The sequence below is a fragment of the Burkholderia sp. LMG 13014 genome, from assembly GCF_905232215.1.
Lineage (GTDB): Bacteria > Pseudomonadota > Gammaproteobacteria > Burkholderiales > Burkholderiaceae > Burkholderia.
Genome location: NZ_CAJNKE010000008.1, coordinates 13039 through 27696 on the forward strand (window position 1 = coordinate 13039; position 14658 = coordinate 27696).

Genomic DNA, 14658 nt, shown 5'->3' on the forward strand with positions numbered 1-14658 from the left:
GTTCGCGCGATACCGCACCGGCAACGATGCCGACGCGTTTTATTCAAGGGAGCAATGGCGATGTTTGAAGCAATCAAAAAACGAACCGGTATTTCAAGAATCTTTTGCGGCTCCGTGCTGCTGGCCGGCTTGCTGGCCTCGACCGCGGCCTGTTCCGACCAGTCCGGCGCGCCGGCTGCGGCCGCTGCGCCCTCCACCGCTGCCGTGTCGGCCACGACCGCCAGTCAGCCGGCCGCTCATCCGCGGACGATCGTGTTCATCCACGGCATGTTCATGACGCCCAAGGCATGGGACAACTGGCAGGCCTATTTCCAGAAGCTCGGTTATCACACCATCGCGCCCGCATGGCCGCTGCATGACGGCACGCTCGAGCAGCAACGCTCGCCGGAGGCCCAGGCGGCACTGGGCAAGCTGACGCTGGACGAAGTGATCGAGCGCTATCGACAGGTGCTGCGCCAGCTCCCGGAAAAGCCGATCGTGATCGGGCATTCGATGGGTGGACTGGTCGCGCAGAAGCTGTTGTCGGAGGGATTGGCCGCCAAAGCCGTGGCCATCGATTCGGCGCCGGCGTCGGGCCTGATCGTGGCGAAATGGTCGTTCATCAAGAGCAACTGGCCCGTGATCAGCCCGTTCGCGAATGTCGATGAGCCCTTTGCGCCGACGTTCGACGATTTCCGCTATGCGTTTGCCAATTGCGTGCCGGAAGCCGAAGCGCAGCAGCTTTACCGTGACTATGCGGTGCCCGAGTCGCGCCGGGTCGGGCGCGGTACCAGCAGCAAGGTGGCGGAGATCGATTTCACGAAGCCGCACGGGCCGCTGCTGATGATTGGCGGCGAAGACGATCACATCATCCCTGCCGCGCTCAACCTCAAGAACTTCCAGAAATACAGCGACGCTTCGTCGGTCGCCGATTTCCATCAGTTCGACGGGCAATGTCATGTGCTGATCGTGGATCAGAACTGGAAGGATGTGGCCAGCTACGTCAACGGCTGGCTGGACAAGCGCTGAATGGGATGAGCTTCGGCGCGCGTCGCGCAACGGTGCCGGCACGGCTACGACGGTAGCGTGAACCGGCCGTTGCGCGGCGTTGCCGCAGGGTCCCGCAAGGGGCGCATGGGCGGCGAACCGCAGCGACGCAAGCGGCAATCCTCTGTACCGCCAAGCTTTGTTCAATCCGTTCAACAGCACGACCACTCCCGGACGTACCATTCAGGCTTCCCGGCGCACCGTCCGATCGTGCAAGGCATTCGTCAGGAGCGAATTCGTATGACCACCGCCATCCCCGAGATCTCGCCGGCCCTGCGCCAGTGGACCGCCAGCGTCGCCGAGAACAACGCCGTCTTCGTCGATCGCGTGTACAAGGCGCTGATGGTCGTCAAGCCCTACGCGGATCTCGATTCGACAACGCGGCTCGATATTCGTCATTCGATCACCCTGTCGTCGACGCTGTGGCTCGAAAGCCTCGTATCGGGCCGGATGCCGTCGGAGGACGCTCTCGAGGGTTTCCGCGAATACGGGCGCCGGCGCGTCTACCAGGGCGTTCCGCTGGAAGCGCTGCTCCGCGCGTTCCGACTCGGGTCGCGCGAATTGTGGTGCTTCTATATCGGGCTCGCCGATGACAACGACAGCCTGCGCGACGAACTCCTGTTCCGCGTTTCTCCCTATCTGATGGAATTCTTCGACATCATGTCGCAGGAAGTGGCGCAGACCTATCTGGAGGAGCAGTACAAACAGGCGCGCTGGCGCGATTCGCTGCGCTACCAGTTGCACGGCATCATCTTCAACTTCCCCGAAGACACCGACGAATTCAACAAGACGGCGGCGGCGCTACGTCTCGATGTGTCGGTGCCGCGCGTGGCGCTGGCTGTCGACATCGCGTCGATCGACAGCAATTCGATCACCTTCAAGAGCGAGATCGACCACATCGTCGCGGCGGCAGCCCGGCACCTGAAACTGTCCGCCGACGACATTTTCGCCATCTGGTTTCGCGGGCATTTGCTCATGTGGATACCCGTCCGGCCTGGCGACGCGGCGGGAACGAACGACGCGCAGATGGTGAAGCAGATCGCGTCGATCGCGGATACGCTGCCTGAAGTCACCGCGATCGGCGTCGGCCTGCCGGGCGAAGGCGCATCGGGCTGGGCCCAGTCCGCCAACGAGGCGAGCCGGGCGCTCGGGTTCGGCCGCCACCACCTCGACGACGAACGCGTCCGCCTGTATGCCGAAATCGCCGTCGAGGAAAGCCTCCGCGGCACGCAGCGTGCGCTGAGCTACCTGACGTCCCTGATCGAACGACTGGCCATCGAACCGGAATTGCTCGAGACGCTCCAGACCTACTTCGCGCAGTTCCAGCGACTCAAGGCGACTGCGAGCGTCCTGGGCATCCACCCCAACACGCTCAACTACCGCCTGGAGCGCATCGAGAACATGCTCGGCGCGCGCCTGGACGATGCCGGCTGGATCTCGAAGCTCGACATCGCGCTCAAGCTGCGCAGCGCGCGCACATGACGGCAACCGGCGATCAGGCTGCCGTACCCGCGCTGCCCGATGCCTGACCCGGTTCCATTTTCCTTCCCATTCCTCAACAAACACATTCATCATGGAAAGCTGGACGATCGGTGCGCTTCTCAGCATGATCAACATCCTGATTCACGCGGCGGCGATGGTCCTCCTGGCCGTCGGCGCGCGTCGAATACGCCGCGCACTCGACATGCAGCACAACACCATTCACGTGCAACTGCGCAAGCTGGTCGGCATCGTCACCTTCATCTGCATCACGCTCGGCACGCTGCATACGCTCGAAGCGGCTCTGTGGGCCGTCGTCCTGGTTCATCTGAAGGCGCTCGGCTCGTTCAGCGACGCACTGTTCTTCTCGCTCGACACGATGGCCACACGCGGCGCATCCGGCCTTTCGCTGACCCCGAACTGGCGCATGCTCGGCGCGATCGAGTCATCCGACGGCGTGCTGCTGTTCGGCATGTCCACCGCGTTCCTGTTCGCGGTCATTCAGGCCGACTTCGCTGCGATCGCCCACTCGCTGCATCGCCCCGCGTCCTCCCGATAGCGGATCGACGTCCGATACCGTGCGGCATGCCGGTATCGGACGACTGACGCTCACCGCGTGCCGCATGGATTGTGCGCGACGCCATGCAGCAGATGGCCTGCGTGTTCGCGTCCCGCGCGCCATCTCGAACCCTCTTGCACCCTCTCGCGATCCGGGTATTCCCGCGCCCGTCACGTGATTGCGCCCCCTCCCCACGCCTCACCTGCCTCCCGGGACTGCCCCCGCGCATCGAGCGCATTCGCGTTTGGAAAAAAAGCTAATGCCTTTGTGGGAACCCACATAGGCGCAGGATCGGCACCGCCTTAGGATTGTTTCAAATCAGTACCACTTACTTGAATGAAGTGAAGGTAAGAGGAGTCACATGGATGGAGCGTGGCAGTCCGGATCGTTCGATATGGTCGCACCTGGTAGACATGCTCGACAGCGGGCATCGGCGCACGTCCCCGGTCGCTGCGCGCGGCCGCGATGATGGGCAAAGGACGCCCGCAGGCGCAGGTTCGTCGGTCGCCAAGGTCAAGGTCCTCGGGCGTCAAAGCGAATCGACCATCTGCGTGTCATGGCTCGACCCGACCGCCTGCCACTACGGCGATCAGATCTGGAAGATCGGCATCGCTCGCGGCGCAGGCGTCTGCGCGCTGTCGCATGGCGCGATATACGCCGGCGACCTCGTCTATCGGCCGAGCCGGATCCGCTTGCAATCGAAGCCCGTGAACCTGAATTTCATGATCCTCGCCGCCGCCGTCGAGGACACCCGGATGCCCGACGCCTGACGCCTGCCTCTCGCGCTGCAACACACCACCACGCCGCTTCGTTCCCGCCATCCGGACGCCCCTGGTCCCGGATCAGCAAGCGCCCTTCCTCGGAGAAACCGACCGCATGTCCAACAGCTTGTCATCCCCCCGCTTCGATACCCTGCTCTATGAAAAGCGGGCCGCGATCGCCTACGTGACGCTGAACCGCCCCGACGTGATGAACGCGCTGAACCAGCAGGCGATCGACGAACTGCATGCGGCATTCGACGATGCGCGCAACGATCCATCGATTCGCGGCGTCATCCTCACCGGCGCGGGTCAGCGCGCGTTCATCGCCGGTGCGGATATCGGCGAACTGGCCACGGCGACGCCGATCGACGCGGAGCGGCGCACGCGCGCCGGCCAGGCACTGCTCGACTTCATCGAGCATCTCGGCAAACCCGTGATCGCCGCCGTCAACGGCCTCGCCCTCGGCGGCGGATGCGAGACCGCGCTCGCGTGCACGATCCGGCTCGCGAGCCCCGCCGCGAAGTTCGGCCAGCCTGAAGTCAGGCTCGGGCTCATCCCCGGTTTCGGTGGCACGCAACGACTGCCCCGTCTCGTCGGAAAGGGTATCGCGCTGCAACTCATCCTGACCGGCGAAATGGTGTCGGCGCAAGAAGCGCACCGGATCGGGCTGGTCAATGAAATCGTCGAAGCCGACCGGCTGATCGCCCGCGCGGAAGCGATTCTGGCGCAGATCGCCGCCAATGGGCCGCTGGCCGTCGCCTATGCGCTGGACGCCGTCCATCTCGGCCTGAACGCGGCCCTGCCGGAAGGACTGGCACTGGAAGGAAAGCTGTTCGCGCTGTGCGCGGCGACCGACGACAAGAAGGAAGGCACCGCGGCCTTTCTCGAGAAGCGCGCGCCGGTATTCCACGGGCGCTGATGCACGACGACATCGTGCGTCCGGGGCCGCTCCCCTCGACGCCACGCCCTCTCTCAACCTCGAATTCGAAACACTTCCATGACTGACGGACAACACGTTTTCTCGGGCCTCAAGGTGCTCGACCTCGCGAGCTACATTGCCGGCCCTGCCGCCACGACGATCCTCGCCGACTTCGGCGCGGACGTCATCAAGATCGAACCGCCAGGCACCGGTGACGTCTATCGCTTCTTTTCGAGCATTCCGCCGAACCCGGTTGCCGCGACGAACTATGCGTGGCAACTGACGAACCGCAACAAGCGCAGCATCGCGCTCGACCTCAAATCGGGCGACGCGCGGCCCGTGCTGGCACGCCTCGTTCAATGGGCCGACGTCGTGGTCGTCAATTTCCCGCCGCGTGTGCGGGCCAGCCTGGGCGTGACCTATGACGATCTCGCGCCGCTGAATCCCCGGCTGATCTACGCCGACATTACCGGTTACGGATCCGACGGCCCCGATGCCGACACGCCGGGATTCGATGTCACCGCCTATTGGGCGCGCTCCGGCCTCATGGAAGTCACGCACGATGCGGGCAGCCCGCCGACCCTCCCCATTCCGGGAATCGGCGACCACGCCACCGCGACGACCCTGTACGCCGCGATCGTCACCGCGCTCTACGAGCGCACCCGGACCGGCAAGGGCAGCCACGTGACGACGTCGCTGATCGCCAACGGCATCTGGGCGGCGGCGGCCTGGGTCGAAGGCGGCCTCAACGGCGGCCGGTTCTTTCCGCAGCACGACCGCAAGAATCCGCCGAATGCGCTGCTCAACCCGTATCGGACGAGCGACGGCCGCTGGATCCTGCTGGTCGCGGCACAGCGCAAGGAGTGGCCGGGTTTCGTCCGTGCGACCGGCTTGCCTGCGCTGCTGGACGATCCGCGCTTTGCCGACGAGCGACTGCGCGTCGAGCACGCGGCCGCGCTGGTCGAGATACTCGATCCGCTGTTCGCGAGCCAGCCGCTGTCCTTCTGGAAGCAGACGCTCGCGGCCGAGCGCGTGATCTTCGGTGTCGTTCAGATCGCCGACGAAATCATTCACGATCCCCAGCTCGAGATCAACGAAATCGTCGTGCCGCTCGACATCCCCGGCAAACCGGCCACGCGAACGGTCAGCAATCCGATTCAAATCAAGGGGCGCAAGAAGGTGGCGCCCGGCGTGGCACCGCAACTCGGCGAGCACGGCGCCGAAATCCTGGCGGAGATCGGCTTTGACGATGCCGATATCGCTCGCCTTCACGATTCGGGCGCGGTTGCCCGCTTCGACGACGCGAACTGACACACGCCCGCCCCTCTTCCGACCCAACACACCGGCTGGCGCATGCCAGCCGCCCATTCGGAGCATTTCATGACTGAAGCTGAAATCCGCGCCAGCGCGTACGCGATGCCGTTCGGCAGCCCGGCCTATCCCAAGCCACCGTTCCGGTTCGTGGATCGCGAATTCATCATCGTGACCTATCGCACCGATCCGGAAGCGCTGGCGCGCATCGTCCCCGAGCCGCTGCGGCCGACCGAGCCGCTCGTCAAGTACGAGTTCATCAAGATGCCCGACTCGAGCGGGCTCGGTTCGTATACCGAATCGGGCCAGGTCGTCCCCGTCTCGTTCAACGGCGCGCCCGGCGGCTTCACGCATGCCATGTACCTCGACAGCGAAGCGGGCATCGCGTCCGGCCGGGAACTGCTCGGCTTTCCCAAGGTGCTCGCGCAACCGAAGCTCGAAGTGCGAAACGACGCGCTGGTCGGCACCCTCGACTACAACGGCGTGCGCGTGGCCACCGCCACCATGGCCTACAAGTACGAGCCGCTGGATCTCGCCGCCGTCCGCAAGACGCTCGAAGCGCCCGGCTTCCTGCTGAAGATCCTGCCGCACGTCGACGGAACGGCCCGCGTCTGCGAACTGGTCCGGTACTACGTGACCGACATCACGGTGAAAGGCGCATGGACCGGCCCGGCCTCGCTGGAACTGCATCCGCACTGCTTCGCGCCGGTCGCCAGGCTGCCGGTGCTCGAAGTCGTTTCCGCCGTCCATCTCCTGACCGATCTGACGATCGCCGGCGCGGAAGTCGTTCACGACTATCTGCATGCGCCGTCGAACGCCTCCTGAATTCCGCCTCACAAGGACATCATCATGACAGCCAGCGCGAAGCCGAATCACCCGCTTCCAGCCCCCGACAGCGACTTTTACCTGATCCGTGAATTCCTGAGCGAGTCCGATCTCGCCCTGATGAAACGGGTACGTGCGTTCATGGAGAGCCGCGTCGCACCGATCATCAACACCTACTGGGCCGACGACGCGTTCCCGTTCGAGCTGATTCCCGAGATCCGGGACCTGAACATCGCCGGCATCGGATTCGAAGGCTACGGTTGCCCCGGCGGCAGCACGCTGCTCGACGGCTTCATCGCGATGGAGCTGGCGCGCGTCGACTCGTCCATCTCGACCTTCTACGGCGTCCATAGCGGGCTGGCGATGGGATCGATCTATCTCGGCGGGTCGGAAGAGCAGAAGCAGAAATGGCTGCCGCCGATGGCACGCCTGGAGAAGATCGGCTGCTTCGGCCTGACGGAGCCGCTGGTCGGGTCGGGTTCCGGCGGTGGCCTGCTGACCACCGCCAAGCGGGAAGGCGATACGTGGGTGCTCAACGGCCAGAAGCGCTGGATCGGGAATTCGCCCTGGTGCGACCTGTCGATCATCTGGGCGCGCGACGTCGACGACAACCAGGTCAAGGGCTTCATCGTCGAGAACAAGACCACGCCGGGCTTTTCCGTCAAAAAGATCGAGAACAAGATCGCGCTGCGGGTCGTGCAGAACGGCGTGATCACCCTCGACAACTGCCGCGTGCCAGAGGAAAACCGGCTCCAGGGCGACATGTCGTTCCGCGACACGGCGCGCGTGCTGCGCCTGACCCGCCAATACGTCGCATGGGAGGCCGTCGGCTGCAGCATGGGTGCCTACGAGCATGCACTGCGCTACGCGCAGACCCGCGAACAGTTCGGCAGGCCGATCGCATCGTTCCAGATGATTCAGGACCACCTCGCGAAGATGCTCGGCAACATCACCGCGTCGCAATGCATGGTGGTCCGGCTCGCCGAGCTGCAGGACCAGGGCAAGCTGCTGGATCAGCAATCGTCGCTGGCCAAGGCGTTCTGCACGAGCCGCATGCGCGAGACCGTCGCCTGGGCACGCGAAATCTTCGGCGGCAACGGCATCGTGCTCGACTACAACGTCGCACGCTTCTTTGCCGACGCGGAAGCCCTCTATTCGTACGAAGGCACGCGCGAAATGAACCATCTGATCGTCGGCAAGGCGATCACCGGTTTCAGCGCGTTCGTCTGACCTCACTCCATTCGAAGGATCGCAAGCCATGAGCAAGGCAATCAACCGTGTCGCCATCATCGGCACCGGCGTCATCGGCGCAAGCTGGGCGGCGCTGTTTCTCGCCAGAGGGCTGGACGTCGTCGCGACCGACATCGCGCCGGACGCCGGCGCAAAGCTCGACGCATTCATCGACGCGGCATGGCCCGCACTCGAAGCCATGGGCCTCGCACCGGGCGCTTCGCGCGCACGGCTGCAGTTCACGACCGACCTCGACGCAGCGGTGACCGGCGCCGACTTCGTCCAGGAGAACGGCCCCGAGCGGATCGACTTCAAGCAGGATCTATACAAGCATCTCGACGCGATTCTCGCGCCGGACACGATCATCGCGTCGAGTTCGTCCGGCCTGACCATGAGCGACATCCAGTCGGCGTGCGAGCGCCACCCCGAACGGTGCGTGATCGGCCACCCGTTCAATCCGCCGCATCTCATTCCGCTCGTCGAGATCGTCGGCGGCAACCGGACATCGGAGGCAACGATCGAACGCGCGACGGCGTTCTACACGCGCCTCGGGAAAAAGACCATCCGGCTCAACAAGGAAGTGCCCGGCCATGTCGCCAACCGCCTGCAGGCGGCCCTCTGGCGCGAGATCGTCCATCTGGTCGCGGAAGACGTCGTGAGCGTCAAGGATGCCGATACGGCCGTGTGCTGGGGGCCGGGCCTGCGCTGGGGCGTGATGGGTCCGAACCTGCTGTTTCATCTCGGTGGCGGACAAGGCGGCATCGAGCATTTCTTCGATCAGTTCACCGGCCCGATGACCGCGTGGTGGAAGGTGCTGGGGTCGCCGCAAATCACGCCGGAGGTCCGGCGGAAAATGATCGACGGCATTCAGGACGAGGTGGACGGTCGCTCGATCGACCAGTTGGCCGCTCGCCGTGACGAGGTGCTGCTCGGCCTGCTGTCCCTTCGGGCGGAAGAGCGGTAACGCATGCGTCGGCCGCCGCGTGCATCGCGGCGGCCGAGCCGATCGGTCACCGGCCGAACGGCCGCCGGCGCCGCCCGGAACGGAAGGCCGGAAGTTCCGAACGGCCCACCTAAACGGCGCCCGCTCGGCCAGGTTTCGTGGCGGAAGCCCGTGCATGCCGACGCGCGCCCCCCCCCTCCCCGGTCAGTTGAATGCCTTGTTGAAAAACAGATAGGCCGCGTTGGGCGCGAGCGAATTTCGCGTGAACACGGAGAACTGGGCCTTGAACTTGACGCTGCACTTGCACTCGGGAATGTTGTACGCGACGACGGGCCCGACAGCCGCACTGGCAAACCGGTTTCCACCCGGGACAGGCTGCCCGCTCTCCCTGTCGTCGGTAAACTGCCGCGCGTAATAGCCCGCCACACCTGCCTGCCATCTGCCGATCACTTCACTGATCGCCACATCGACGTCTGCCACCACACCGTTCGTGTAGTTTTTCGCAGTGTTCTTGCCGGCCACATCCAGGAAAAAGTGCACGCTGAACTCGGTGCCGTCGCCCAGGAAATTGGGCCCGGTCAGATAGGTGAGCGCCGCGTTCGGAATGTAGTAGTACGTGTTCTGTCCGGTCGTATACAGATCGGTGGTGTTGTATTTCCCGGTCGGGATCACCATCGAATAGCCCAGCTTCACGGTCAACCCTCGCGGCATGCCTCCCTCAAACGATCCGAGGTGCTTGCTCCACGTCAGCACGTCGGTATAGATGTCGTTGATGCCCTTGAAATTCTCACGCCTGCCATTGATGGTGATGTTGCCCCACCCGTACCCGGTCGCAACGGAACTGCCCAGCGTTCCGCCGAACAGCTTGAATGGATAGACGTACAGCAAGCCGAACTCGGCAATCCCGCCCGGCATCCTGACCGACATCGCGGAACTCTTCCCCGCGTTGTCGTAAAACTGATCGCCATACGCGCCGACGCCAATGAACGATCCATACAGCCCTGGCGCCGGCGGGAGATAGGCGTTCTGGATGTCGGTACCGCCGACCGGACCGCCGTAGGTCACCCCTTGCGCCCCCATCGCACCACGCGAGAGTGCCCAGAGAAAGAGTCCGAGAAAGATGAATTGCCTCATGGTTTGTCTCCTTTTTTCGTGTTTTCTATTTTTTGAAATGCGTCCGTCATGGCCATGCCTGACGCGCACCGTGTGGGGCGTGAGCCGATCGGCGTGCGACGGCGCCCCCCGCATCAGCGGATGCCCGTGCTGGCGCGCAGCGTCGTCGATGCCGCGTCTTTCGCCAGGCAGAAGCGGGATGCGCCGAACTCACCGGCAAGACGCCGCATGAAGTCCTCGAACCCGAACCACGCCCGGTTGCCCGACGTGAACGGATGAACGACCAGCACCCAAGGTTCGTCCGGGCGCGTGCGCTCATGTGCAACGGCCAGCCGGTGGAACTTGTCGTAGGCAGCCGCCGCATCGAGTGCGCCAAAGATTCCGCCGAACCGCGGGTGGATCACGGCGCCGTCGATCAGCGCCGGATCGGTGGGCAGCACATCGAGCCGGCTTGCGACCGTTGCCTTCGCATCCTCGCCATGCACTCCCGCGCCGGAACCCGGCAGGAACCGGGAGACATACCGGATGCCGTGAGCCGCCAGGACGTCGTCCGTCCACGGATTGATGGCGAGCCCCGGGGGCCGAAAGCCTGTCGGCACCTCCCCGGTGACGGCGTGAATGCGCTTCACGGCCAGTCCGACCAGGCGATCCTCTTCTTCGCGCGACGCAATGCCCGACCAGAGCTCGTGTTTCCAGCCATGCACGGCGAGTTCATGGCCGGCGGCATGCCAGCGCCTCATCTCGTCCGGATGCAAGACGGCCGCGTACCCTTCCGCAAAGTACGTGCAACGGATGTGCAGATCGTCCAGAAGCTTGAGGATGCGTGGATGGCCCAGTTCCAGACCGATTCTGTTGTAGGCGGCCCATTCCACCGGAGGGACATCGGCCGGGCAGTCCCACGGCAGCGAATCGCCAGCCGCATTGCCGAAATTGTCGAATGTGATACACAGCATGATCTGCAATCCTGATTTAAATGAATGATCCCGTCCTGCGCATGACTGCAATACGGCACGCGACGACGCCGATCAGGTGCGTGCAGGGCGCGCGGCGCTTACCCGGTTCTCGATTTCGCCGATACCTTCGATCTGCATGCGCACGACGTCGCCCGGCGAAAGAAACAACGGTGGCTGGCGTGCGGCACCGATGCCGGCCGGCGTGCCGGTGGCCAATACGTCACCGGGTTCCAGGGTCATGGCGCTGCTGAGCTCTTCGATCTGCTCGAAAATGTTGAAGCGCATCTCCGCCGTATTGCCGTCTTGCCGCAATTCGCCGTTTACCCACGTGCGGACCTGTAGCGCGTGCGGGTCGGGGATCTCGTCCGCCGTCACCATCCACGGGCCGAGCGGGCCGAGCGAGTCGAACGATTTCGCCAGCGTGATGGTCGGGCTGCGGCCGTGTCGTTCCCTGATACTCGCGTCGTTGCAGACCGTATATCCGGCGATGTAATGCACGGCATCCCGTGCCGACACGTTGCGGCAGCGCCGGCCGATGATCACCGCCAGTTCGACCTCGTAGTCGAGCGTCGACATGCCTGCCGGCACGATGAGGTCGTCAAACGGCCCGGTGATGCACGAGACCTGCTTGTTGAACCAGATCTGGTGCTCCCCCACACTCACGTTCAAATGTGCGATTTCGCGGAGGTGCGACGCGTAGTTGCCACCGATCGCCAGGAACGTCGACGGTCGCCGTATCGGCGGCAAAAGGCGGACGGCCGACAACGGCAAGCGCGCGGTCGATTCGCGTGCCAGCAGCGCGAGCATGCGCCACGAGGTCGCCAGTCCGGGCAACCAGTCGGCGAGTTCCGCCGATAGCGCCGGCAGGCCGGCGGTCACGTCGATGATGGTGTCCGCCTCGACCACGCCAATGCGGTCGGTGCCGCCTTCGCGAAACATCGCAAGTCTCATCTTCTCTCCTGAGTGTTTTGTGGGGTGTCCCCGGCAGGGACCACAGCAATCGGCGTAATCGGGATTGGAAGCCGCGAAGGCCACCTCATAGATCCAGCGTGAGCGAGGCCGATTTCGCGCGCGACACACAGGGCAGGATGACGTCGTTCGCCGCGCGCTCCGCGTCCGAAAGCACTGCGTCGCGGTGGTCCGGGATGCCGTCCAATACCCGCGTCATGCACATGCCGCAGACGCCTTGCTCACAGGAAAGCGGCACATCGACGCCGGCCCGGGTCAAGGCGGCGGCAATCGAGCAATCCGCCGGCACTTCGACACGCCGGCCGCTTCGGGCCGCCCATACATCGAAGCCGCCGGTCGGCGCCGGCAGATCCGATGCGGGGCGGCTCGCACCGAAACGTTCGTAATGCAGACGGTCTGACAGCGAATACCGTTCGCTCAATGCCCTGGCCTCGGCCAGCATCGCGTTCGGCCCGCACAGGTAGACGTTCCGGGTGGCATCGAGGCTTTTGAAGAGCGCGTCGAGATCCAGCCGTTCACATCGCGGATCGTCCCGAAAGTGATAGCGAACCCGATCCTGGTACGCACTGCCGTCGAGCCGGTCCACGAACGCCGCCGCCGAACGGCTACGCGCGCTGTAATGCATGTCGAAATCCACGCCCAGCAGTGCCAGATGCTCCGCCATCGAGATGATCGGCGTGATGCCGATACCTCCCGCGATCAACACGACGCGTCGATGCGTCGGCGACCATGCGAAGCAATTGCCGGGGCCACGCACCTGCACGGTGTCGCCGATGCCGCACGTGTCGCACAGGTAATGTGCGCCACCCCGCGAGGTCGAATGGTGGATGGCCAGCAGATAGTGGCCTCGTGCGCCGGGAGGGTTGCACAGTGAATAGGCGCGCGTGCCTCCGGGCACTTGAACCTCTATGTGGTCGCCCGGTGCGATCTCCGGAAGCGGTATCCCGCACTCGCTCGCGAGCGTCACCGCAAAGATGTTCTCGGCGAGCCGGTAGCGATCCACGAGGCGCATCGGCCGCCACTCGGCTATCGCGCGCTGGATGGCTGGGTCACGCATGCGATTTCCACTCGTCGTCGCCGGATTGACTGAAGAAAATGGCCTGCGTCGGGCATTCGCTGGCGGCCTGCGCGATTCGGGCGGCATAGGCGTCCACCGGTGCATCGGGCACCAGCTGCGCGCGGTTCGTGTCGTAGTCGAGCACGAACACTTGAGGACACAGGCTGGCGCAGTTACCGAAGCCGCAGCACATATCGCCCTGTATCTCGACGGTGACCTGACTCATGAGCGATCACCCCGCGTTGGCACGAAGCGAAACCGCCATGCGAAGCAGCATCGGGAACGTCAGGTCCGGCACGCGTTCGAAGCGCGTTTCCGTCAGACGCATCCCGGGGAAACGCTGGAAGATCGTGCGCAGCAGAACATCGCCCTCCAGGCGGGAGAGCTGGGATCCCAGGCAGAAGTGGCCACCGCCTGCGAATGCCAGATGACGATTGTCGGGGCGGTCGATAACGAAGCGGCCGGCATCCGGGAAGCGGGTTTCGTCACGATTGGCCGCGTGAAGCCCGAGCAGCAGGCGCGTGCCTTTCTCGACGGTCGTGCCGCCGATCACGATCGCCTCCGACGCGTAGCGGTGCACGAAATGCACGGGGGCGTCATAGCGCAACGACTCTTCCCAGGCCGTGCGGGCGAGGTCGGGCTGGGCCATCAGGCGAGCCTTCTCGCTTTCATGATTCAGGAGCGCCAGCACCGTGTTGGTCATCGCCACCTTGGTCGTGTGATAGCTGGCGACCAGGAAGCCGATCAGGGTCGTGACCAGTTCGGAACGCGTCAGGCCGTTGTCCGCGCCTTCCGCCGCGATCAACGCGCCGACGAAGTCGTCCTCGGGAAGCTTGCCCTTGAGGGTGTCGAGTACATCGTCCATGTACTCGTAATAGAAGGTGGCGGACGCATCTGCTTCGGCCAGGCGCTCCGGCGTGATGTCCGACACGCTCAGTACCGCGTTCAGGCCGTGCTGCCGCGCGAACAGTTCGCCGGCATCGGAAAGCGGCACGTGCAGCAGCCGGCAAGCGATTTCAGCCGGAACCGGATCCGCGAAGTCGGACACGAAATCGATCTCGGTCTCGCCTTCGAGCTTGTCCAGATGGTCGAGGATGACCTTTTCGACCCAACCTCGCATGTTCGCAACGGTTTTCGGATTGAACGCCGGGGTAACGATACGGCGGATGCGCGTGTGATCGGGCGCATCGATGTTCGGCAGCGATTCGCGATAGAAGCGCGCCGCCGCGCCCGTGCCGATGCGCTCGGGAAACGTGCCGGGCGCCTGCTGGACGGTCGCCAGCGGGTTGCGCAGCACCTCGTCGACGTCGCTGTATCGCGTCAGGACGATGCAGCGCTCGCCGTTGATGTCGATTTCGAAATGGGGAAAGTTGCTTTGCAGCGTGCGGTAGGTCGGGTACCGGTCCGCGAGAAAAGTGGCCGACTTCAGATCGGGGGTATCGAAAGGGCGCATCTGATTATCCGGAAAGGGTAGGCAATCCGTCGTGCGTTGCCGGCTTCGGCCTGGCGTCTC

The 14658-nt window shown here is 64.4% G+C and carries 15 protein-coding genes; 9 read left to right on the plus strand and 6 right to left on the minus strand.

The window, feature by feature from the left end:
* The first annotated feature begins 60 nt into the window (after positions 1–60).
* From JYJ84_RS02420 to JYJ84_RS02460, 9 genes are all read left to right on the plus strand, one after another.
* Positions 61–1008, plus strand: a complete 948-nt coding sequence (locus JYJ84_RS02420; RefSeq protein WP_174976647.1) for an alpha/beta hydrolase — start codon at positions 61–63, stop codon at positions 1006–1008.
* A gap of 105 nt (positions 1009–1113) precedes the next feature.
* The gene (locus JYJ84_RS02425; protein WP_240201822.1) at positions 1114–2508 is read left to right on the plus strand and encodes a CdaR family transcriptional regulator; all 1395 of its coding nucleotides are present in this window, start codon (positions 1114–1116) and stop codon (positions 2506–2508) included.
* A gap of 91 nt (positions 2509–2599) precedes the next feature.
* Entirely contained in the window at positions 2600–3064 is a 465-nt protein-coding gene (locus JYJ84_RS02430; protein WP_122948458.1) for a two pore domain potassium channel family protein, read from the plus strand.
* Between the two features lie 413 nt (positions 3065–3477).
* A complete protein-coding gene (locus JYJ84_RS02435; protein ID WP_205183368.1) occupies positions 3478–3834 on the plus strand; it encodes a DUF3331 domain-containing protein in 357 nt (118 codons plus the stop codon).
* 106 nt (positions 3835–3940) lie between these two features.
* On the plus strand, positions 3941–4744 hold the full coding sequence (locus tag JYJ84_RS02440; protein ID WP_122948456.1) for an enoyl-CoA hydratase/isomerase family protein: 804 nt from the start codon (positions 3941–3943) through the stop codon (positions 4742–4744).
* Positions 4745–4822: 78 nt separating this feature from the next.
* Positions 4823–6055 carry a CaiB/BaiF CoA-transferase family protein gene (locus JYJ84_RS02445; protein ID WP_175222115.1) on the plus strand — a complete coding sequence of 411 codons (1233 nt, stop codon included), beginning with the start codon at positions 4823–4825 and terminating at the stop codon, positions 6053–6055.
* 69 nt (positions 6056–6124) lie between these two features.
* Positions 6125–6880 carry an acetoacetate decarboxylase gene (locus JYJ84_RS02450; RefSeq protein ID WP_122948454.1) on the plus strand — a complete coding sequence of 252 codons (756 nt, stop codon included), beginning with the start codon at positions 6125–6127 and terminating at the stop codon, positions 6878–6880.
* Positions 6881–6904: 24 nt separating this feature from the next.
* Positions 6905–8110 carry an acyl-CoA dehydrogenase family protein gene (locus tag JYJ84_RS02455; protein ID WP_122948453.1) on the plus strand — a complete coding sequence of 402 codons (1206 nt, stop codon included), beginning with the start codon at positions 6905–6907 and terminating at the stop codon, positions 8108–8110.
* Between the two features lie 28 nt (positions 8111–8138).
* Positions 8139–9074, plus strand: coding sequence for a 3-hydroxyacyl-CoA dehydrogenase NAD-binding domain-containing protein (locus tag JYJ84_RS02460; protein ID WP_122948452.1), 936 nt, complete (start codon positions 8139–8141; stop codon positions 9072–9074).
* 183 nt (positions 9075–9257) lie between these two features.
* Here the strand turns inward: JYJ84_RS02460 and JYJ84_RS02465 are convergent, their stop codons facing one another.
* From JYJ84_RS02465 to JYJ84_RS02490, 6 genes are all read right to left on the minus strand, one after another.
* Complete coding sequence (locus JYJ84_RS02465; protein ID WP_122948451.1) at positions 9258–10187, minus strand: transporter; 930 nt, start codon at positions 10185–10187, stop codon at positions 9258–9260.
* 113 nt (positions 10188–10300) lie between these two features.
* Complete coding sequence (locus JYJ84_RS02470; RefSeq protein WP_174976646.1) at positions 10301–11119, minus strand: polysaccharide deacetylase family protein; 819 nt, start codon at positions 11117–11119, stop codon at positions 10301–10303.
* Positions 11120–11191: 72 nt separating this feature from the next.
* Positions 11192–12058 (minus strand): fumarylacetoacetate hydrolase family protein, encoded by an 867-nt coding sequence (locus JYJ84_RS02475; RefSeq protein ID WP_240201823.1) that lies wholly within the window; start codon positions 12056–12058, stop codon positions 11192–11194.
* 97 nt (positions 12059–12155) lie between these two features.
* On the minus strand, positions 12156–13145 hold the full coding sequence (locus tag JYJ84_RS02480) for a PDR/VanB family oxidoreductase (RefSeq protein ID WP_164462769.1): 990 nt from the start codon (positions 13143–13145) through the stop codon (positions 12156–12158).
* Positions 13138–13371: a ferredoxin gene (locus JYJ84_RS02485; protein ID WP_122948447.1), complete on the minus strand. Its 234-nt coding sequence runs from the start codon at positions 13369–13371 to the stop codon at positions 13138–13140. Before JYJ84_RS02485 ends, JYJ84_RS02480 begins: the two co-directional genes overlap by 8 nt.
* Positions 13372–13377: 6 nt before the next feature.
* Positions 13378–14598, minus strand: coding sequence for a cytochrome P450 (locus JYJ84_RS02490; RefSeq protein WP_122948446.1), 1221 nt, complete (start codon positions 14596–14598; stop codon positions 13378–13380).
* Positions 14599–14658 lie beyond the last annotated feature (60 nt).